Raw genomic sequence first — 22290 nt, forward strand, 5'->3', positions numbered from 1 at the left:
CACGTTACGCTATGTACGCAATTGTAGAGATAGCAGGGCAACAATTTAAAGTTGTTAAAGACCAAAAGGTTTTTGTACACCGTTTACAAACAGAAGAAGGAAAGCAAGTAGCTTTTGATAACGTTCTTCTAATTGGTGATGGTGACAATGTAACTGTAGGCGCCCCAGCTATAGACGGAGCTCAAGTAGGAGCAAAAGTCTTAAAGCACCTTAAAGGTGATAAAGTTATAGTTTTCAAAAAGAAAAGACGTAAAGGTTACCGCAAGAAAAACGGTCACCGTCAATCTTTAACTGAAATTGTAATAGAAAGCATTGCTGCTTCTGGAGCTAAAAAAGCTGCACCAGCAAAAGCTGAGAAAAAAGCAGAAGTTAAAACTGCTGAAGCAAAACCAGCTGCTAAAAAAGCAACAGGTAAAGCAGACGATTTGAAAAAAGTAGAAGGTATAGGGCCTAAGATTGCAGAAACATTAGCTGCTGCAGGTATTACAACTTTCGCTGAATTAGCAAAAACGGATGCTGCTAAAATTTCTGAAATCATCGCTGAGGTTCGTGGAAACCACGTAACTGATACTTGGTCAGCACAAGCTAAATTAGCTGCTGAAGGTAAATGGGATGAGTTAAAAAAATGGCAAGACGAATTAAATGGTGGGAAAGCTTAATTGCTAACCGCTGAAGTTTAACAATATAAAAACTTAAGACAATGGCTCATAAAAAAGGAGTAGGTAGTTCTAAGAATGGTAGAGAATCAGAATCAAAACGTTTAGGTGTTAAGATTTTTGGTGGTCAAGCTGCTATTGCTGGAAACATTATCGTAAGACAAAGAGGTAATACACACCACCCAGGTGAAAATGTATATTCTTCTAAAGATCATACATTACACGCTTATGTAGATGGCGTTGTAAAATTTACAAAGAAAAAAGATAACAAATCTTATGTGTCTGTAGTACCTTTCGAGGTTTAAGAAACACTTTTCTTTTAAAAAGTACAAACCCTTTCTGGAAACAGAAAGGGTTTTTTAATTGCTAAAACCCGTTTTCTTTCCGTAAAGTTTTATAATTGTTAATTTAATGCAAAGTATGATGGATTCCTTTTCATACTTAACTGTAGCTTAAAAATGGATTAAAGTGTTTTGCTTGATTGTTTTGTTATTTCGCTCAAATAACTAATCAACAAAAACAACATGAAAAAACACTATGTATTTTTATTATTAGCGCTAATATCAATAGGGGTATTTGCACAAAATGGAAATATACGAGGCATCATTGCCGACGAAAACGGAATTACTGTTCCAGGAGCTAACGTAGTAATAGAGGAACTAAAAAAGGGGTCTATTTCAGATTTTGATGGAAGCTTCATTTTAGTTAATATTCCTGAGGGAACTTATAATCTTTTAATTAAATATTTGGGGTATGCCGATTTTAAACAGGAAGTTATTGTTACAAATGGGAAGACAAGTACTTTAAATGTAACATTAAAATCTAACAATACTGAATTGGATGAAGTTGAGGTTACTGGCTACTCTTTAGGAAGTCAAGCTAGGGCTTTGAACACTCAAAAAAATAAGCAAAACATCACCAATATCGTTTCAACGGATCAGATTGGAAAATTCCCCGATGCTAATATTGGTGATGCCGTAAAACGTATTCCAGGTATCACCATGCAGGTAGATCAAGGGGAAGCGCGTAATATTATTATTCGTGGTTTATCGCCTCAATTAAACTCTGTAACATTAAACGGAAGCCGTATTCCTTCCGCTGAAGGTGATAACCGCAATGTACAAATGGATTTAATTCCTGCGGATATGATTCAAACCGTTGAAGTTAACAAAGCGGTAACGCCCGATATGGATGCCGATGCATTAGGTGGTTCGGTTAATTTAATAACAAAAACATCTCCCCAAGGTTTCCGTTTGTCGGCAACTGCTGGTTCTGGAGTCAATTACATTACCGATAAAAGAATTCTAAATGGGTCTTTTTTATTAGGTGATAGAAGCAAAAATGGAAAATTTGGATACATGCTTTCTGCATCTTTTAACGACAACGACTTTGGAAGTGATAATGTGGAGGCAGAATGGGAAGACGCATTTGAATACAATGCTTTTGATGATGAAGATAATTTAGAAGAAGTAGATGTAAATCCATATGCTAAAGTGTCTGAAATTAGAGAGTATTTGGTACAACGTATTCGTCGTAGTTTTTCAGCAAATTTTGATTATAAATTAAACGAAAACAACAATATTTATTTCAAGTCTATTTATAATTGGAGAGACGACCGCGAAAACAGATTCCGCTTAGAACAAGAAATTTTAGATGGTGAAGATATTGAACCAGGTGATTTTACCGTTGATGGAAATGGCAATTTAACTTCATTTCCCATTGAAGCTAAAAGACAATCTAAAGGAGGTATTGATAATAACCGTAGTAAAAACAGACGTTTAGAAGACCAACGCATGTTTAACTTTAGTTTAGGAGGCGAGCATTTAGCAAATAAACTGCAAATAGATTGGATGGCTTCATTTGCTAAAGCTTCAGAAGAGCGATTAAACGAGCGTTATTTGGAGTATGAAAGTGAGTATGGTGTAGCATTCAACAATAATACAGATAAGCCATTATTTACACCTTTAGATGCTAATGTTGCGGCTTTCGATATTTTTGAGTTTGGAGAATTAACAGAAGAAAATCAATATACAGAAGAAAAGGATTTTAATTTCTTTACCAATTTTAAATTGCCTTTAAACATTTTCCAACAAGAAGATGGTTTTTTAAAGTTTGGTGTACGCACCAGGTTAAAGAATAAAAACAGGGATAATGATTTTGTTGAATACAGCCCCAAAACTTCAGATTTAGATTTGTTAGGAGGAGTGCCAACACGTAATTATTCAGATAAAGACTTTTTAGCTGGTAGCCAATATGCGGTTGGAACTTTTGCAACGCCAGAATATTTAGGAACTTTAAATTTGTATGATGCAGCACAATTTGAAGCAGAAGATCTTCCAGAGGAATACCTTACGGCCAATTTTGATGTCGATGAAAATGTGTTTGCAACTTACGCTATGACCAACCAAAAACTATCAGATAAATTGAGTGTGCTTTTTGGTGTAAGATTAGAGCATACAAAAATCAACAGTTTAGGAAATGAATTGATTTTTGATGAAGATGGCGATTATGCTGGAACAAACGAGTTAAAAGACGAAAACTCATATACAAACATCTTACCTGGTTTACATTTTAAATATAATGTGTCCGACAATACTGTGTTGCGTTTTGCGTGGACAAACACTTTGGCAAGACCAAATTATGTAGATCTAGTACCTTATCAAGAAGTTAATAACGAAGACGAAGAAATCTATCTAGGTAATTCAGAATTAAACCCAACCACATCTATGAATTTTGATGTGATGGCTGAACATTATTTCAAATCTGTTGGAATTATTTCTGCGGGTATATTCTATAAAGATATTCAAGATTTTGTGTACACAAGTCAGTCAGAAGATACTAATGGTTATGAAGTATATCAACCATTAAATGGCGATGGTGCTACAGTATTCGGAGCAGAGTTTTCTTTACAACGTCAGTTAGACTTTTTGCCAGGTTTTGCAAAAAACTTCAGCATTTATTTAAATTACACCTATTTAACATCTAACGCTAAAGGTATTAAAAATGAAGATGGCGAAGAGCGTAACGATTTAGATTTACCTCAAACTGCACCAAACATGTTTAATGCCTCTTTAGGTTATGCAACTAAAAAATTAAGTCTGCGTTTGTCAGGTAATTATTCCGATGCTTATATAGATGAAATTGGAGGTCGTGATTTTGAAGACAGGTATTACGATGAGCAATTCTTTTTAGATTTCAACGCTAATATCTCCATAAACAAAAACTTGAGTCTGTATGCCGATTTAAACAATATTACCAACCAACCGTTGCGTTATTTTCAAGGTGTAAAGTCTAGAACCATGCAAATGGAATATTACGGCAGACGCTTAACCTTTGGTTTAAAATATGATTTGTTTAAGAAAAACTAGATAGCAAGCATGAAAAAAATTAAAGTAAATATCGTTTTTGGATTAACCTTTTTGTTATTGGCATGTGCCGCTAAATTACCAGAAATAGTTGCCACAACCGTAACAGAAAAATCACCGCATGATACCGATGATCCTGCTATTTGGATTAATAAAAACAATCCTGAAGCCAGTATTGTTTTTGGTACTGATAAAGATGAAGTAAATGGCGGCGTATATGCATTCGATTTAGATGGGAAAATTATTAAAGAGAAAAGTATCACCAATATTAGCTATCCAAATAATGTGGATGTAGAATATGGTTTCAAATTAACCGATTCTACTTCAACAGATATCATGGTGTTTTCTGAACGAGAAAAAAACCAAATCCGTTTGTTTTCCGTTCCAGATATGAAACCTTTAGATAATGGCGGTTTTAAGGTTTTTGAAGATGAAACCACTATTGAAATGAAACGACCTATGGGTGTTGCTCTTTATAAAAATCCTGTGACAGGTCGAATTTCGGTATTTGTAAGCAGAAAGAGCGGTCCAAAAAAAGGCTATTTATATCAATATGAATTGGTTTCAGATGCTTCAGGTGTAAAAGCTAATTTACTTAGAAAACTAGGAAACTTTAGCGGGCAAAAAGAAATTGAAGCTATTGCGGTTGATGACGAAGCGGGTTTTGTTTATTATTCAGATGAGGGCGTGGGCATTAGAAAATACCATGCAAATCCAGAAAACGGAGATGCTGAAATAGCTCTTTTTGGTGGCGAGCATTTTAAAGATGATATTGAAGGGATTGCCATTGCAAAATATGAAGATAGAGGCTATTTAATAGTGTCCAACCAACAAGCGCATACCTTTAATATTTTTAATTTAGAAACCAACGCGTTTATAAAAGAGATGAATTTAGGAACTCTCGAAACTGATGGTTGCGATGTTACAACACTGCCTTTGGGAAGTAAGTTTCCAAACGGATTGTTTGTAAGTATGAACGATGAAAAGGATTTCTTTTTTCATGATTTGGGAAAACTTAAATTAACAGAGTAAATCATATTTGCTGAATATTTTAAAACCCTTTCTGGAAACAGAAAGGGTTTTTTATTGATTTTATTGAAAAAATTTATTAACTTAGACATATTGCATTACGCATTTGCAATTAAGTATTGTTTCACTAAAAAATTATTGTTTATGCTTCCACCATTTAGATCTGAAATTAGAAATTCTCCATCGCAACAAACTATTAAGATATATTTGAGTGATGAGTCTTTAGATGGTAAGATTAAAAAACATTTAGAGCATTTCACTGAAATTGAATCTATTGAAATAAGCGATACTGTAGAGCAAAATCGTGCGGATGAAAACTTGACCATCTTTTTAAAAGAATCGGTTGATATTAATAGAATGAAAGCGTCTATTGATTCTAGTTTGTGGTGGTATTTTGAGAAAGATATGGTTGATGAATAACATATTCTAATGGGTTTCCCCCGTATTTATATAAACCAAAATATTATTAATACATTTATGGAGTTCGGTTTTAATGTCGTTGCTCCAAAACCTGAAAACCGTATAGCCCATTTCGGTCAGTTGTTGGTTTACTTCTATATCGCGCTGTATGTTGCGCTCTATTTTTGGTATCCAAAATCCACGATTGCTTTTTATGGTTTCTTTGCGCTCGTTCCAGTTGTAACCATGCCAAAATTCGCCATCAATAAAAATGGCCAATTGGTATTTTTTTATTGAAATGTCTGGTTTTCCGGGTAGTGTTTTATTGTTTATTCTATAACGTATATCTTTTGCCCATAATGCTTTTCTAAAAAGCAATTCAGGTTTGGAGTTTTTACCCCTTATTCGGCTCATTATTTTAGAGCGTTTTTTGGTGGTGTAAAAACCAGAAGCCTCGTTAAATCGAGGTACTTTTATTTTTTCTTCACTATAGCCCATAAACGTATTGAATATAATGAAAAATGGATTGGCAACCAATTTAGCTGATGGTGCAATAGCGATTGTAGTGGTTAGCTTTTGCAAAACTTCCATTTATGGTTTTGCAAAACTATGAACGAAAAGCGCGGTGCTTTAGCAATTGCCAAAAAATGAAAAAATCCCAAACAGGAGTTGCTTGGGATTTATAATTTATAATGAGATACTGAAACAAGTTCAGTATGACAATTTAGTATCTATAATATTCTGGTTTAAAAGGACCTTCCACAGCTACACCAATATAGTCTGCTTGGTCTGGTTTTAACTCGGTAAGTTCTACGCCAATTTTAGCTAAGTGTAATTTTGCTACTTTTTCATCTAGATGTTTTGGCAACATGTACACGTCGTTTCCGTAGGCTTCGCTATTGGTCCAAAGCTCAATTTGAGCCAAGGTTTGGTTTGTAAACGAATTACTCATTACAAAACTTGGGTGACCTGTAGCACAACCTAAGTTTACTAAACGACCTTCGGCAAGAATAATAATATCTTTTCCGTTTACGGTATATTTATCAACTTGAGGTTTGATGGTGTTTTTGGTGTGCCCGTGGTTTTTCTTTAACCAAGCCATATCAATTTCGTTATCAAAATGCCCGATGTTACAGATGATGGTTTTGTCTTTTACCGCTTCAAAATGTTCACCACGTACAATATCTTTGTTTCCAGTTGTTGTTATGATGATGTCTGCATTTGGAGCAACTGTTTCTAGTTTTTTAACTTCAAAACCGTCCATAGCCGCTTGTAAGGCACAAATTGGGTCGATTTCAGTTACAGTTACAATACTTCCAGCGCCTTTAAAAGAGGCTGCGGTACCTTTACCAACATCGCCATAGCCACATACCACTACGCGTTTTCCGGCAAGCATGATATCGGTTGCACGACGAATGGCATCTACAGCAGATTCTTTACAACCGTATTTGTTATCGAATTTCGATTTGGTAACCGAATCGTTTACGTTAATGGCAGGTATTGGTAAAGTTCCTTTTTTAACGCGTTCGTATAATCTGTGAACACCTGTTGTGGTTTCTTCACTTAATCCTTTAATATCGGCAACTAATTCTGGGTAACGGTCTAAAACCATATTGGTTAAATCGCCACCATCATCAAGAATCATGTTTAATGGTTTTCTGTCTTCGCCAAAGAAAAGGGTTTGCTCGATGCACCAATCAAATTCTTCTTCGGTCATGTCTTTCCAAGCGTACACTGATGTTCCTGCAGCAGCAATAGCGGCAGCAGCTTGATCTTGTGTTGAGAAAATGTTGCAAGAGCTCCAAGTAACCTCGGCACCTAAAGCTTGTAAGGTTTCAATAAGAACCGCTGTTTGGATGGTCATGTGTAAACATCCAGCAATTCTTGCGCCTTTAAGTGGTTGTGAATTTCCGTATTCTTCACGTAAACTCATAAGTCCTGGCATTTCAGCCTCGGCTAATTCTATTTCTTTTCGTCCCCAATCTGCAAGCGACATATCTTTTACTTTGTTGGCTACGTAAGGAATTGTTTTTGTACTCATATCAACTTTTTGTTTTTTCTTTGTTTTATAAAATGGAAACATCTTTGGAATCGTATTTAAAATAGTTAAATTGCTCAACAAAAAATGTTTAACTGGCCTTAGGCGGTGCAAAGATAACTAATAACTTTTAGAATATTAAATGCCTCTTTACAAAACTATTACTCCAAATTCAGAAACTATTGTTAAAATCTGGAAGATTACTGAATCTTTTGATGATTTAATGCAAATGGTAAACTTAAAACCCAAAAGTTTAGAGCGTGTTTTAGGTATGAAAAGTGAATTGCATCAACGTGGGTTTTTAAGTGTGCGTTGTTTGTTAAGGGCTTTTGGTTATGAAGATGTCGATTTGCATTATGATGAACATGGCAAGCCGTATTTAAATGATGGTAAATATATTTCCATTACACATTCATTTGGTTTTTCGGCTATTATAATTAGCAAAGCCATTATTGGGATAGACATTGAAAAACAGCGCGATAAAATAACTGTAATTGCTCATAAATTTATTGATTATGAATTTAATTATTTAGATAAAAACGCTTCAGATTACATTAATAAATTAACGATAATTTGGTGCGTAAAAGAATCGCTTTATAAATTATTTGCAACCCCTGGGTTAAGTTTTATACAGCATTGTTTGGTTATTCCTGTGTCGGATAATGAAAAAGAAACGGTGGCTTGGATTGATTATGAGGACAGGAAATACCGATATCATATTCATTTTTTAGAGTTTGAAGGATTTACTTGTGCCTACGCCATTGGTTAAATGAACAGTGTTTATAGACATATACAAGAAGCCATTGCTAATGGCGAAAAATTATTGGCTGTTTTAATAGATCCTGATAAATTTCCTATTGAAAGTGTTGTGGGTTTTATAAAAAAAGTAAATACATCTAGAGCAACACATGTTTTTGTTGGTGGCAGTACCGTTAAAGCAGGTGTTACGGATGTTTTGGTTGCAGAAATAAAAAAGCATACCCAACTTCCGATAGTTTTGTTTCCAGGCGATGTTACACAAATTACAAACAACGCTGATGCCTTATTGTTTTTAAGTTTGATTTCAGGTAGAAATCCAGATTATTTAATAGGGAAACACGTTGAGTCTGTTTCAAAATTACGAGATATGGACCTAGAAGTGATTTCTACAGGCTATATGCTAATTGAAAACGGTAAAGAAACGGCGGTACAAAGAGTAACAGGAACTCATCCTATGTCTAGAAATAGCATTCAGAATATTGTTGATACTGCTAGAGCTGGAGAATTATTAGGTATGAAGATGATTTATTTAGAAGCAGGTAGTGGGGCAACGCATCCGGTAACATCTGAAATAATTACTTTAGTTAAGCAAGAATTACAAATACCTTTAATTGTTGGTGGTGGCATAAGAAATAAAGAGCAATTGTTAGACGCTTACCATTCTGGAGCGGATTTTGTGGTTATTGGGACTGCATTTGAAGATGATGAATCGTTTTTTAATGATTTAAAATAAGTGGTTTTCTATTGTTTTAGCTCAAAAACGTTTAGATGTTCTTCATTTATTTCTATTGAATTTATTTTTGTTTTATCTAAAATCTGAGGTTTGTCAAAATAAATTTTAGGATTTTCTCCGTGGGGCTCTATTTCAAAAATTAATGGCACATCTTTTTCTATTTTAACATCTGTTAGATTAATCGACCAAGTAGTATCATTATTAAAATTGTCTGCAACCAAATTTTCTCCAGAATAGCATTTTATTTTGTTTCCAGAATAGTTAAGTCTTAAATACACGTTTTTGTATGCGTCTATTTTAGTTTTATCAAAAGTAAGTTGATATCTGTTTGGTGTAAAACCAAAATCTTGAAACTGGATGGGTTTTTCTGTTATTACAGGTTTTGTTTTATTACGAACATCATCCCAAGGTGCAGGAATTTTATATTGTTCTGTGTTTAGCCAACTTGCATCTGTTGCGATAAATGTTTTGTTGGCATTATAAAATTCCACTTCTAAAACTCCAGCAAAAGCTTTTTTGTTTTTTATATATGGGAAATCCAATAAAATACGGTTAACTCCTTTTTTTAAATAGCCCGTAAAGTCTAATTCGTTTACTTTTTCAATATCCATATTTTGATTTAGCCAATTGCCATTGATGCGAATTATACATGTTTCTTCTGTTAAAAAATGAAAAGTAGCTTTTTTGATGTTTGCAGTATTTGTAAGATTAAAATCTTTAAAAAATTGTTTGTGGTACATCTCATTTTTGTCTTGATAATTTTCAGGTGAAATTTGAAGCCACTTTGCTTCATCGATTAAATCAGCTACATCAAGAGTAAAAGGAATATTGTTTTTTTGGTTTCTTATGGTGTAATGCTTAAAACCATCTTTTGATTTTTTTGATGCTTTTAACGCGCTGTTTAATGCAATAATTTCATCAGTTTCATGAGTTGAAAATACGTGTAGACTCTCATTTTCATCCATTGTCAAATTGGCTGTAGATAAAAAAGCATATGTTTTGTTTTTGCTTTTAAAATACCAAAAGTTATCCATTTGCTCTTCTGATAGCACAAAAATACGTTTCAAAAAACCATCTCTGGTTTTAATAATAATTGGATGGCTTAGACCTGTTTTGAGATGCTTTAATAAAAAGAAATCACCTGTTTTTTCTTGTTTTACGCCATTAATAATAATTGTTTCAATGTTTTTTGAATCAAATAAAAACTCTGTGGTTATATTTTCTGATTTCTTAAAATACCAATCTTCAGTTTTCTTATTATAAATATTGCAAATAGGTTGTACTGTTGCGTATTTTAAGGTATTATTTCCCATTTTAAGGTTTACAGGCCATATAAAAACAGTACTGTCTTCTATATTTATTGGTGATGATGGAATTTTAATGTCGCCCTCTTTCAACTTAATATGAAACTGAACATCTTTCTTGGTAGATTTATTAAAACCTCTATAGTAATTGGAGACAAATAAAAAACCACTATCATCTTTAACTCTAAAGGTGTATTGTAAATCGTCTGGATTGTTGTTATCTATAGGAATAATAGGTGTCATAGGAGCAATTTGTTCTCCAAACTCTGACATGAAATAATGTAAAGGTTTTAATTTATGATACGCTGGTGATATTTCGCCAGTTTCTTTTAAAGCAGCTTGAAAATCATAGGAAATAATAGGGTATTCATTCCAATAGCCAGATTCATATCTTTCTTCATGTAATGTTGTGTGTTTTCCAACAGGGTTTAAACCACCAGCGAACACATAATAACCTGGTAAATTACTTCCAGAGGCAACGTTGGCTGTTGCAATAGTTACGCCATCAATAGGGCTTAAAATAGGTCTTCTGTGTTCTGAAATTTGGTTTCCAATACCTAATTCGCAAGTAAAATAAGGATATAACGCATAATTTGGTTGGTATTGAGCAGTGCTTGCTTCGTTACCTATACTATGGTCGTTTATAGGTTTGTTAAACACATAACTGGCATTGGTTTTTATGGCTTTAACATCGGTATTCCAAGGAGCTGCAGGATAACCTCCCCAAAGCGGAATGACCTCATTTTCTGGAACCGATGCATTTCGCCATCCTGTTACAGTGTACATGGGTACATCAATACCATAGTTTAAAGCCATGTTTTTTAAAGCCATGATGTGTTTTTCGCCTTCTTTTCCTCGCCAATATTCGTTCTCTAATTGAATTCCAATAATAGGCCCATTATCCTTGTAATAAAGCCCTTTTAATTGCTCTGAAATTTCACGATACCATCGGTCTACATATTCTAGATATTTAGCATCGTTTGTTCGTGGTTTAAATTCTTGTTGGTTTACAATCCAATCTGGTAATCCGCCATTTCTAACTTCGCCATGGCACCAAGGGCCAATACGAGGATACGCCCATACATCATGCTTTTTGCATAGTTCTATAAATCGTTTTAAATTTTTACTTCCTTCCCAATTGAAAACGCCTTTTTCCTCTTCATGATGAATCCAAAATACATAGGTGGAAATAATGGTAATGCCATTGGCTTTCATTTTCAATATTAAATCTTCCCACTTATTTGGGTTACATCTAGTAAAATGAATTTCACCCATTACAGGTAAAATAGGCTTTCCAGCCAACGATAAGTGTTTGTTATTAACCGTAAGTTCTTTTCCTTTAGAACCAGGATGTCCCATGTTTAAAGTGCCTTCAACAATTTTTGGTGCTTCAATATTACCATTAATAGATATGTTTTGAGCACTTAACAAAGTTGTTATGTATAGTAAACCAATAAGTGTAAATTTAAATTTCATAAAGGTTTAAGGTTAAATAATTATGGGTTTTCTGAAACATATGAATTCCATACTGCACGTTCTTTCTTTTCGAATAATTCTGAAATAACATCTAACGAAACTGTTTCGGTTGGATTAAATTTTTCTGATGATAAATAGTTTAAAATACTGTGATAAAGTTGTTTTGAAACAGGTTTAGTAGCGTCAATATCATTTAGGTTTATACTACAAACCATTAATTTTCCAGTAGAAACTTTTGCTTCAAAAAGCATGGCGAGTCTTCGGTTTAAAAACCAAGTGTCAATAGGTTGAATGATAGGTCTGAAACTTGCTGGGAAATTTTCAAGATTCATAATTTGTTGTCTGTTTCCTATTTCCCACCATTGTAAGTCGCTGTAATAATCCGTTGGGAAATCATTAAATACAAGGTGTTCATTTTTTATAAGCATACCCGTTGTATGCGGCGGCCTCATTTTAAACCAAGAAGTATTCCAAAAAACAGGTGTTTGGTATTGTATAATATCTTTTCCGTTTTCAACTTTTCCAGCAGCTAACAATAATACCTTGCCTCCTTGTTCTAAAACTTGTTTTGTTTTAGCATCTAAAGTTTTTGCGATGTAAATATTTGAATCCTCAATCTCAGGAAGTGAATTAGGATACACCCAAATATGCCATTGATTTGTGTAGTTTCCAACGTTAATTTTTAAAGTTAATTTAGAAGCTTCTGTTGCAAAATTTAAAGGCACATTAATGGTCCCTAGGTCATTTCCTTTTCCAATAGGAATGGTTTCAGAATTTAAATGTCCTGATTGAAGTATTGTGTTTTTTTCATCAAGTAATTGCCATGTTGAGTTCGTATCTTTTAATTTTCGACCGCTAAAGTTTGCTACTTCAACTTCTGCTGTTAATATTTCATTGTTATAAAATGTGTATTTTGGCAACCTTACAAGCGGCACCACGTCATTACAAAAGGATTTAAATTCGTTTGCTGATATATAGCCTTTTTCATCCCAAAAAGCATCTATAACACCAACAAGTGCGGTGCCTTGTCCAGAAAAATCGTTTAAGCTTAATAACTGAAATCCTGCCAAATTAGGCGTTCTTAGTGTGGCTTCAATTTCTTGTTTGTAGCAAGAAGCTTGTAATTTCCCAGAAGCCATTAAAAAATCATGGGCTTGATCTGCCATATGATGATCTTTTAAGTCTTCTTGAAACAGTTCGAAATTCTTCGCTTTTAAAGAACCGGTATATTTTTTAATTTCATCAAAATTAGGGTAAGCGCACCATTGCCCCATTTCAAAAGTGACGTAGGGCCTGTTTTGGTTTTCAGTTTTATCTCTGTAATCGAAGAAACTTTCTGGTTGCTTGTCTTTCCATTCCAATCCGCGAGGGGGAGAGCGTACTATAAAATCGCTATTTTCAATAATAGCCCAACTTCTACCTGTTGAAGCTCCAGTAAAAACCCGCTGCGGATCGTAAGCTTTAAAATGGCTTACCCAATTTTCTAGATATGGCACATAATTTCCTGATGGTTCATTGCCGTAGGCCATCATACAGAACGACGGATGATTTCCATAAGCATCAATAATTCGTTTTGTTTCTTCCATTAAATAATTATCAATGGGTTTTCCGTTTCCTAGACTAACCGAATATTTGGCCCAACTCGGACCTTCAACTTGTAAATAGATGCCTGCTTTATCAGCGGCTATAAAAGCAGCTTCTGGTGGGCAATAAGAATGAAAACGCATATGGTTTAATCCAAATGATTTACATATTTCGTAAATACGTGTCCATGAAGCTTCGTCTGTTGGCGGATAACCCGTTAGCGGAAACACACTACATTCTGTAGTGCCTCTTAATGATATTTGAGTGCCGTTAATTTTGAAATGTTTAGCTTCAATGGTGAATTCCCGCATTCCAAATACATCTTCTTTTATATCTTGAATGCCATTTTCGTTTTCTATGGTGACTTCAATTTTATATAAGTTAGGATTAAACTCGCTCCAAGTTTTAAAATCATTACCCATTGGTATTTTAAAAGAAAACTCACTTGTTTCCTTTTCAAAATTAAATGTTGAAGGTTGTATGTGATGTTCATGATTCAAACCATTAACTTTAATAGAAACTTTAAGATTTTCCTGGGTGTTTTTATTCAGAATGATTTTAGCTTGAATGGCTTTATCACTAAGATTTGGCGTTATTTTAAGTTGATTGATTTTATATTCATTGATTGGATACAAAACCATATTTCCAATAATTCCGTTCCAATTACCTTGGGTATGATCAGAAATACTATGGGAATTGATACCAACATCTAAATCTCTTATGGCATTATCTACGCGAATGGTTAATAGCTGTTTTCCTGGTTTTACATTTTGGTTAAAAGTAAAAATGTGAGATGTAGACAAACTGTTTTGAGAACCGCCATATACAGTGCCCAACCAAACTTGTGTTTGCCAATGCGGTCTTTCTAATTCTAAACCGATTGTTTTGTTTTTCCAATTTTCGGGAATTGTAATTTCTTTTTGATACCATGCGGCACCTACATAATGTTTATTAGGCGTTAACCAAAAAGGGAATTTTAAACTGTCTTTTTTTCTGTATTTTTCCATTGCTGGGTTAAAAAACCATGTGCTATCATAAATACTTCCAGTCCATTCTGTAGTTAATGTTGGGTTATCGCCAATGCCTTTGTCTCTTAAAGCACTTGGTAATTGAATGGTGTCTTTAAATTTAAGATTTTGCCATTTTTCTATTAAACCAACATTGTTTTTGTCTAGTTTGTAAGACCAGTTTCCAGAAAGATTTATATTCTCTATTTTCTCTTGACAGCTTTGAATTGCTATTAGAACAAATAATAAAAACGGTGATAACTTTCTTAACATGTTTTATGTTTTTTATGATTTAATGCCATGTTTAGGTGTATAGTAGCGCCTTGATGATTTATATCTTCGGATAACACGTTTTCAAATGCTTCTTTTGCTTTAGATAAATTATTCAATCCTAAATGACCTAAACCGATTAGATATTGACAATGAATTTTATTTCGTTTGTTTAAATCATCTTCCCAAATCAGTAAATCTGGTAATGACACTGCAAAATAATCTATTTTGATGTCATTGTTAAAATGATTATATCCGTAATCTATTAAATTATTAAATCTAATTTCAGCTTCTTTTGTTTTGCCTAACTTTAAGCATGCTAATCCTTGGTAAAAAATCTTATCGGGTTGTTGGTCGTTATAAAAAATGGCTGCGGAAGGCACTGTTAGCCCATGAGATGCCCTTTCCCAGTATCGTGTTGCTTGGTCTTTAAGGTTTAAACCGCTATAGGCACAGGCAAGCCAATAATGTATATCGTTTTCTTGAGTTCCTTCAAGTTTTCCTTCGCCTAAATTTACGGGGTATTTTATAGTTTTTTCTAATAACGAAATAGCTTTTTCGAAATTTTTGCTCTCTATTTCGGTTTTTGCCAATTCGATTAATGAAAATAAATATTGTGCTGTAACTTTACCTTCTCCACCTTCCCATGGGTGAAATTGACGCGTGTTTAAAAGTTGTAATGCTTTGCCGTAGTCACCAAGTAAGTTATGTAGGGTGCAAACTTCTAAATATAAATCATCCCTAAATTCAACTAAACGGTTATGTTCATTTAAAAATTGTAACCTTTTATGAATAGGGTAATTTAACCTTTTATATAGGCAGTCTAATTCGAATAAAATTCTTGAATCTGAATTATTTAATTCAAATGCTTTTTCTAAAGATGCTAAAGCTTCACCATGATTATTCTTTTTGTTAAAATATGCCAGTGCTAAATTTCTATGAACCGTCGGGAATTCAGGATTGAAGTCTCGGGATTTCTCCCAACATGCTATGGCAAGATCATATTGTTTTTTATCGTACCAAAGATTTCCCAAATGGTAATAAGCTATGGGGTCTTTACTGTTTTTGATGGCACATTTTAAAGCTAAAATAGCTTCCAGTCTGAAGGCAAAACTATAATCTGTACTAATTGTTTTTGCTTTTTCAAAGGTATTTGAGGCTTGCTCTGTTTTGCCATATAGTGTTTCAAACCAGCCCAGATAATAGAAAGCTAAAGAATGAGGTTTACATGTCTTTATCCCAGTGTTTAGCAGCGAAATAGCTTCATTATAAAGGCCAGAATTAGCATAATCGAGTGCGTATTCTATGTAGCTATCTATATTGTTTCTCATTAATAATTTTAGCTCATCTAAAGTGTTTTCATTGCTGTTTAGCAAATACTTTTCGAATAATGCACCAAAATTAAACCTATCAATTAAGAGGCTATCATTAAGTAATATGAATGCTTTTTGAGTTTGTTTCGTTTTGCGTAATAAAGCAATTTTTAAAACTCTGGCTTTATGATTGTGCCAATTTCGTAACAATGATTTTTCTATTAATTCTAAAGCTAAAGCATAATTGCTTTTTAAGGTTGCAATTTGGGCTAAATGAAAATATGCGGCATCTTGCCATGAGGCATTCCAAGCCGATTTATAAAATGCTTTGTAGGCGTCATCAAATTTGCCTTGATATTTTAAACTTTGACCTAAATTATAATATGGCTCACCATCATACGGATTTGGGTTTTTTTCTGTTAATGTTTCAATAGTATTTTTAAAGTAAGATTCAGCTTTTTCAAATTGACCATTTTTTAACATTAACAATCCCATGGCATTATTACATCTAACATCTCCAGGCTCTCTTCTCAATCCTTCTAAATAGTAATCTTGAGGATTGAATGTAGCATGCCTATATTGTTCTAAATGGAGTCCTCGCAAATAGAGTTGCTCTATGCTTTTTATGTCTTTAGGAGCTTTAGCAGCTTTTGCGGGCTCTGGGATTTCCTTTTCCTCTTTTCCCAGAGGTTGATAAGCTACTAAAATATTGCCGAACTCGTCGAAGAGTGTAAGATTATAATCTGTAAGCGGTGTTTTAGGATTGATAGCTATTTCCTTTTCATAAGAACTTTTGGGTGTGGCGTTTATCGTGTCTTCTAATAGAACGTCATCTTTTACTTTTAGTACAATTTTTGCATTATTGTAAATGCCTAAAGTATAGCATTTTATTATGGCTGTTTTATCATCGAATTCTAAATTAAGCATCGCTTCTTTAGTGGCATTCTTAACAACGCCTAAATCGCGATAAGGCATAAAGTATTGAGAAAACGTTTTTTCTTCAAAGGGATGCATCCATGAGAAATCGGGTTGATTGTCTGTGTATACGCCACACATGAGTTCAATATAAGGCCCATCTTCGTCCGTTAGATTTAAATCCCATGATTTTCCAAAATCACCATTGCCCCAAGTCCATTGTTTTTTACCGGGAGAAATGTTGTTATCTGCGACATGAAGCAAACCACCTTTAGAATCGTTTTCATAACCACCTACAAAGTTGAATGCGCTATTTATGGCCATATATGATGTTGGGACTGGAATGTTTTTATATCTAGAGATATCCGTTCCCGGTGAATAATCTACTTTATAATATGTTCCTGTGGCTATTGGGAAATCTGAAACATCTTTTTTTCCATGGTCAAAAACGGCATGAACATCCGGAGGAAAAACAGATTGGTAATGATCATTGACTTTTACCGCTGGATTAGCCCACCACAAAAAGGTTTGAGGTTGGGCGGTTCTATTGTAAAGTTTTACTTTAATCTCTAAGTAGGCTTTGTCTGGGTATAACGTAAAACCCATCATGCCTTTGGTTCTGGTCATTTGTTCTATTTCGCTACACCAAACAGTTTTGCTACCATCTTCATTTTCTTCAATATCAGAATCAATAGGACTATACGTTGAAGGCCTGTGGTGTTGTGGCCAGTTAAATTCTATGCCACCAGAAATCCATGGTCCTGTAAGTCCCACTAAAGCGGGTTTTATTACTTGATTGTAATATACAAAATGTCGGTTTTTAGTTTTGTCGAATGCCATTTGAACACGTCCTCCCAATTCGGGAAGTATCATGATTTTCAGAAAATCATTTTCTAAATAAATAGCATGCCATGTTTTGTCTATTTTAGTGTCGCTTATTTTTTCTACAATGGGAAGCGGATACACTTTACCCGAACTACCTTGATAGACTCTGTTCTCTAAAAAAATAGGATTTTTTTCTGGTGCTTCTATTTCATAAGTTGGTATTACAATATTTTCCTTCCAAACGTTTACACTCATTTTATGTAACTAATTAATTTTTAATTTCTTCTTCAATTTGCTCTAAAGATTTTCCTTTTGTTTCGGGCAGTTTTTTATAAATAAAAATAAATCCTCCAACCGATATTAAACCGTATAGCCAAAACGTTCCTGAAGTGCCAAAAAAGTCATTTAAAAGTGGGAATGTATACGTAAGAATAAAGCAGGCTGACCATAACGCTACTGTGGCAACAGACATAGCTGCACCTCGAACTCTGTTTGGAAATATTTCTGAAAGGACAACCCAAGTTACAGGTGCCAAAGACATAGCGTAACATGCAATTGCAGATATCACCAAAATTAAAAGCGGTAATCCGCTAATTTGAAAAAAGTAGGCGATTCCCATTAAGGCATAAATACCCGCTAATCCGCCAGCGCCAAAAAGCATTAAAGATCGTCTTCCCCAACGATCTACTGTGGCTATGGCAATAAATGTAAATACTAAATTTACGCTTCCAGTAATAACAATATTAAAAAGGATGTCTGAAACACCATACCCAGCAGCTTTAAAAATTTCTTCGGCATAATTAAAAATAACATTAATACCGCACCATTGCTGGAAAACGGCAATTACAACGCCAATAATGATAATCTTTTTTAAACTGGGTTCAAATAATTGTCTTAAATTAATAATTTGATTTTTACCATCATCAAGGGTACTCTTAATTTTTTTTAATTCGTTTTCAGCATAAATATCCCCTCCAATTTTTGATAAAATGATTTTCGATTGTATTGATTTTCCATTAGCAGCTAACCATCTAGGGCTTTCTGGAACAAAAAACATTAATAGGAAAAATAAGCCTGCAGGAATTAATTCCATCCAAAACATATAACGCCAACCTGTTTGCCCATTCCAAGAATTTAATATCTCTAAATCTGTAATATTTTCTGGAACAGGTTCTGCTATCTGCCAATTTGCTAATTGTGCCGCTAAAATTCCAATGACTATTGTTAGTTGGTTTAGAGATACAAATCTACCTCTAGTTGCACTCGGTGAAACTTCGGCGATATACATTGGTGATAGATTAGAAGCTAACCCAATACCAATACCTCCAATAATTCTATAAATAATAAAATGGGTAAAATTATTTGTGGCTCCAGTCCCATAGGCAGAAATAACAAAGAGAAAGGCAGCAGCGATTAACAGTTTCTTCCTACCATGCCTATCACTAAGTATGCCCGAACAAATAGCACCTAATAAGCAGCCAATTAGAGCACAACTCATGGCCCAACCTTGTAAGGATGGTGAACTTGTAATATTGAAAAATTTCTCGTAAAAAGGTTTTGCGCCTCCAATAACCACCCAATCATATCCAAATAATAAGCCTCCCATAGCGGTTACTAGGGAAATACTTAATAAAAATCGATTGTTGAATTTGTTCTTTTCTATCATATTAGTTAATGGTTATTGGTTTAGCGGGTTATACAAAACTAAGGTATCCATTAGGTTTATAAAATAGATTATTAATTTATTAAAATGGATTATATTATTGTTTTTAATATCTTTATATTATGACAAAAAACATACTTGATACTGAGAAAAAAGCCATTGTTTTACCTAAAGGAATTATTAAAGAACTCAAAGAAAATAATCTCACAAAATCGCTTTTGGTAACAGATATTGGTTATTATCCTAAGTCTAAAGGGCATAGTATATATAGGAAAAATGGAAGTTTAGAAAATATTTTAATTTATTGTACAGAAGGAAAAGGGTGGATAGAAATTAATAATAAAAGACAGGCGATATTAGAAAATGAATATATTATAATATCACCAAAAACACCTCATCGATATGGAAGTGATTATCATGATCCATGGAGTATCTATTGGATTCACTTTATTGGAGAAAAAGCGCATTTATTTGTTAATTATCCTAATGAAAAGTTAAGAATAGATTTGGATAAAAATGCTAGGTTTAGTGACAGAATTCTACTTTTTGAAGAAATTTTTAATAACCTAGGAATGGGGTATAGTATGGATAATTTAGAATATGCCAATATTTGTTTATGGCATATGCTAGGGTCATTTCGTTACTTATCTCAGTTTAGAAAAATTAAGGAACTTCAAACGCATGACAGGATAGAAAAGAGTATTAGATATATGAAAAATCATATTTCAGAAAAATTAAGTTTAGAAATGATGTCCAATCACGTGGGGCTATCTGTGTCTCAATTTTGTGTGCTCTTTAAAAAGAAAACATCTAGAACGCCTTTGGATTATTTAACTTATATAAGAATTGAGCAGGCGTCTAAATTGTTAGATTTTAGTGGACTTAAAATTAATGAAATAGCAATTGAAGTAGGGTATCCAGATCCATTTTATTTTAGTAGAATTTTTTCCAAGATCATGGGTAAATCACCAAAACATTACAGAAATTTCAAAAAAGGGTGATAAGATGTTCTGTTTTCTAGGTTTTTATTTAATTGGTTTTTTTGCCAAATAAATTTTAGGAGCTTTTGGCTTTGCCATACCATGACCCAAATAAAAACCAGTATGGGCAGGTTGGTTGTAAGCAACATTTTGCCATGCAATACTTACGCGATACAATGGGTCGTGCATTAATGTAAATATGCGCTCGTTAGTACTATAAGGTGTTGCGAAAATAACCAATTCTGTATTTTCAGAATTTCTCCAAATAATTTCTTCCCGCCAATCTCCAAGAATATCAGCAATTAAACAAGGATTTGATTTTGTGCCATTGTTGCTTCTTAAGTTCATGCTGTCATAGTTATAGGCAGTAAGTAGAATGTCTGAGCTTTTAGTGGTAGGATTCCATTTGGCTACAACAGTTTTATCTACTAGCTCACGCAATAAATCACCATCCCACCATGCAAGCATGTTAAAGCTAGCACCTCTTCTACCTGTGGAAGGATATATTGTTGAAATGACTTCGCCTTTGCTGTTGTGGATTCCGGAACCATTTGATGCCCAACTTTCTGTGCCAATATAGTTAGGGTCTATGTCTGCAGTTACACCTCTTCCAATATCGCCCTTACCTGCAACGCTCCAAAATACTTTGCCTGTTTTAGGGTCTCTATAATCTATTTGTGGTACTTCAGGTCTGTCGGCTTCTTCGTGAACCATGAAATATTCTAATCCTTCATGTTCAGGATTGAAATCTCCTAAATGTGCAGCATCGCCATGGCCAAATCCAATAGAGTATAGACCAGTACCATCGTCATCTATGGCGCATGAGCCAAATTGAATTTCATCTTTCCCATCGCCATCAAGATCACCTACTGCTAAATTATGGTTTCCCTGTCCGTAATATTTTTCATTTCCTTTTTCATCGGTGTCAAATATCCAACGGTTTGTTAGTTTTCCATTTCTATAATCGTAGGCAGCTAGAACAGTACGTGTGTAATAACCTCTTGTGAATACTAAGCTTGGTCGTTTTCCGTCAAGGTAAGCTACACAGGCTAAATATCTATCTACTCTATTCCCGTAACCATCACCCCAATCGGATATATTTCCTCTTGCAGGAATATAATCTTGGGTGGTTATAAAAGCTCCTGTTTCACCATTAAAAAGACTCAAATATTCGGGACCGGATAAAATATAGCCGTTTGGGGTTCTAAAATCTGCTGAAGCATCACCTAAAATAGTTCCCTTTCCATCAATAGTGCCATCGGCAGTTTTGCAAGCTATTTCTGCTTTTCCATCACCATCAAAATCATAAACTAAAAATTGCGTGTAATGTGCACCTGAACGAATGTTTTTTCCTAAATCTATAGTCCATAAAATAGTGCCGTCCAATTTCAATCCTTGTAAAATAGTACTACCGGTATAACCTCTATGGGAATTGTCATGCGAATTTGAGGGCATCCATTTAAGTATAAGTTCATATTCGCCATCACCATCTAAGTCTCCAACAGAAGCGTCATTTGCTTCATATTTATAGTCTCTACCGTCAGGAGTTGTTCCTCCTTTTGGAGCTTTAATAGGGATAGTTTTGTAAATATTGTTCCAAACATTTACTGGCTTTGAGATTTCTTGCTCTTTACTATTTATAATTGCAGATACGCTGTATGTTTCGTTCGAATCTATAGTATCGATAAAGTTGCTCGCACCAGTAATAGGTATTGTATTTAATAGGGTAGAGCCTCTGTATATATTGTATGAAGCATTTTCAAACTCTGAAGCTAAAATTCGCCAACTTACTAAAACTTCGTTGCTGTTTTTTCTAACTGCCAATACACCTCTATCCAAATTTTCCATTTGTTTTTGAGCTGACATTGGCATAAATGTTAGTATAAATGCGCAAAGAAGCAATAGGTTTTTACAAAATGAAAAACAGACTTTTTTTGTAGTTTTAATAGTTTGAAATTTATGCGTTTTCATGAG

At 34.1% G+C, this 22290-nt stretch carries 15 protein-coding genes; 8 read left to right on the forward strand and 7 right to left on the reverse strand.

What is annotated here, in order from left to right; genetic code table 11:
• Positions 1-11 precede the first annotated feature (11 nt).
• The 5 genes from rplU (at position 12) to ACGK9U_RS10010 (ending at position 5470) form a co-directional block, all read left to right on the forward strand.
• Positions 12-659 (forward strand): 50S ribosomal protein L21, encoded by a 648-nt coding sequence (gene rplU, locus ACGK9U_RS09990; RefSeq protein WP_394466230.1) that lies wholly within the window; start codon positions 12-14, stop codon positions 657-659.
• A 41-nt stretch (positions 660-700) separates the two neighbouring features.
• Complete coding sequence (gene rpmA, locus ACGK9U_RS09995) at positions 701-961, forward strand: 50S ribosomal protein L27 (protein WP_209655651.1); 261 nt, start codon at positions 701-703, stop codon at positions 959-961.
• Positions 962-1180: 219 nt separating this feature from the next.
• A complete protein-coding gene (locus tag ACGK9U_RS10000; protein ID WP_394466231.1) occupies positions 1181-4024 on the forward strand; it encodes a TonB-dependent receptor in 2844 nt (947 codons plus the stop codon).
• 9 nt (positions 4025-4033) lie between these two features.
• Positions 4034-5053, forward strand: coding sequence for a phytase (locus tag ACGK9U_RS10005; protein WP_394466232.1), 1020 nt, complete (start codon positions 4034-4036; stop codon positions 5051-5053).
• Between the two features lie 141 nt (positions 5054-5194).
• Positions 5195-5470 carry a hypothetical protein gene (locus tag ACGK9U_RS10010; RefSeq protein WP_394466233.1) on the forward strand — a complete coding sequence of 92 codons (276 nt, stop codon included), beginning with the start codon at positions 5195-5197 and terminating at the stop codon, positions 5468-5470.
• Between the two features lie 6 nt (positions 5471-5476).
• On the opposite strand, the gene ACGK9U_RS10015 is transcribed toward ACGK9U_RS10010, so the two are convergent.
• Both ACGK9U_RS10015 and ahcY read right to left on the reverse strand, forming a co-directional pair.
• Positions 5477-6040: a very short patch repair endonuclease gene (locus tag ACGK9U_RS10015; protein WP_394466234.1), complete on the reverse strand. Its 564-nt coding sequence runs from the start codon at positions 6038-6040 to the stop codon at positions 5477-5479.
• 133 nt (positions 6041-6173) lie between these two features.
• Positions 6174-7490 (reverse strand): adenosylhomocysteinase, encoded by a 1317-nt coding sequence (gene ahcY, locus ACGK9U_RS10020; protein ID WP_394466235.1) that lies wholly within the window; start codon positions 7488-7490, stop codon positions 6174-6176.
• Positions 7491-7629: 139 nt separating this feature from the next.
• On the opposite strand from ahcY, the gene ACGK9U_RS10025 reads away from it, so the two are divergent.
• Both ACGK9U_RS10025 and ACGK9U_RS10030 read left to right on the forward strand, forming a co-directional pair.
• Positions 7630-8256: a 4'-phosphopantetheinyl transferase family protein gene (locus tag ACGK9U_RS10025; RefSeq protein WP_394466236.1), complete on the forward strand. Its 627-nt coding sequence runs from the start codon at positions 7630-7632 to the stop codon at positions 8254-8256.
• On the forward strand, positions 8257-8979 hold the full coding sequence (locus ACGK9U_RS10030) for a geranylgeranylglyceryl/heptaprenylglyceryl phosphate synthase (protein ID WP_394466237.1): 723 nt from the start codon (positions 8257-8259) through the stop codon (positions 8977-8979).
• 8 nt (positions 8980-8987) lie between these two features.
• Here the strand turns inward: ACGK9U_RS10030 and ACGK9U_RS10035 are convergent, their stop codons facing one another.
• Genes ACGK9U_RS10035 through ACGK9U_RS10050 form a run of 4 tightly spaced genes read right to left on the reverse strand, consistent with a single transcriptional unit; the run spans position 8988 to position 19339 of the window.
• Positions 8988-11759 carry a beta-galactosidase gene (locus tag ACGK9U_RS10035; RefSeq protein ID WP_394466238.1) on the reverse strand — a complete coding sequence of 924 codons (2772 nt, stop codon included), beginning with the start codon at positions 11757-11759 and terminating at the stop codon, positions 8988-8990.
• 20 nt (positions 11760-11779) lie between these two features.
• Entirely contained in the window at positions 11780-14623 is a 2844-nt protein-coding gene (locus ACGK9U_RS10040) for a sugar-binding domain-containing protein (RefSeq protein ID WP_394466239.1), read from the reverse strand.
• On the reverse strand, positions 14617-17928 hold the full coding sequence (locus tag ACGK9U_RS10045) for a DUF5107 domain-containing protein (protein WP_394466240.1): 3312 nt from the start codon (positions 17926-17928) through the stop codon (positions 14617-14619). The genes ACGK9U_RS10040 and ACGK9U_RS10045 overlap by 7 nt, the downstream gene beginning before the upstream one ends.
• A gap of 13 nt (positions 17929-17941) precedes the next feature.
• Positions 17942-19339, reverse strand: coding sequence for a sugar porter family MFS transporter (locus ACGK9U_RS10050; RefSeq protein WP_394466241.1), 1398 nt, complete (start codon positions 19337-19339; stop codon positions 17942-17944).
• Positions 19340-19458: 119 nt separating this feature from the next.
• On the opposite strand from ACGK9U_RS10050, the gene ACGK9U_RS10055 reads away from it, so the two are divergent.
• Positions 19459-20337 (forward strand): AraC family transcriptional regulator, encoded by an 879-nt coding sequence (locus ACGK9U_RS10055; RefSeq protein ID WP_394466242.1) that lies wholly within the window; start codon positions 19459-19461, stop codon positions 20335-20337.
• A 24-nt stretch (positions 20338-20361) separates the two neighbouring features.
• On the opposite strand, the gene ACGK9U_RS10060 is transcribed toward ACGK9U_RS10055, so the two are convergent.
• Positions 20362-22188: a rhamnogalacturonan lyase gene (locus ACGK9U_RS10060; RefSeq protein ID WP_394466243.1), complete on the reverse strand. Its 1827-nt coding sequence runs from the start codon at positions 22186-22188 to the stop codon at positions 20362-20364.
• Positions 22189-22290: the final 102 nt, after the last annotated feature.

Source organism: Mariniflexile sp. HNIBRBA6329, assembly GCF_043558645.1.
Classification (GTDB): domain Bacteria; phylum Bacteroidota; class Bacteroidia; order Flavobacteriales; family Flavobacteriaceae; genus Mariniflexile.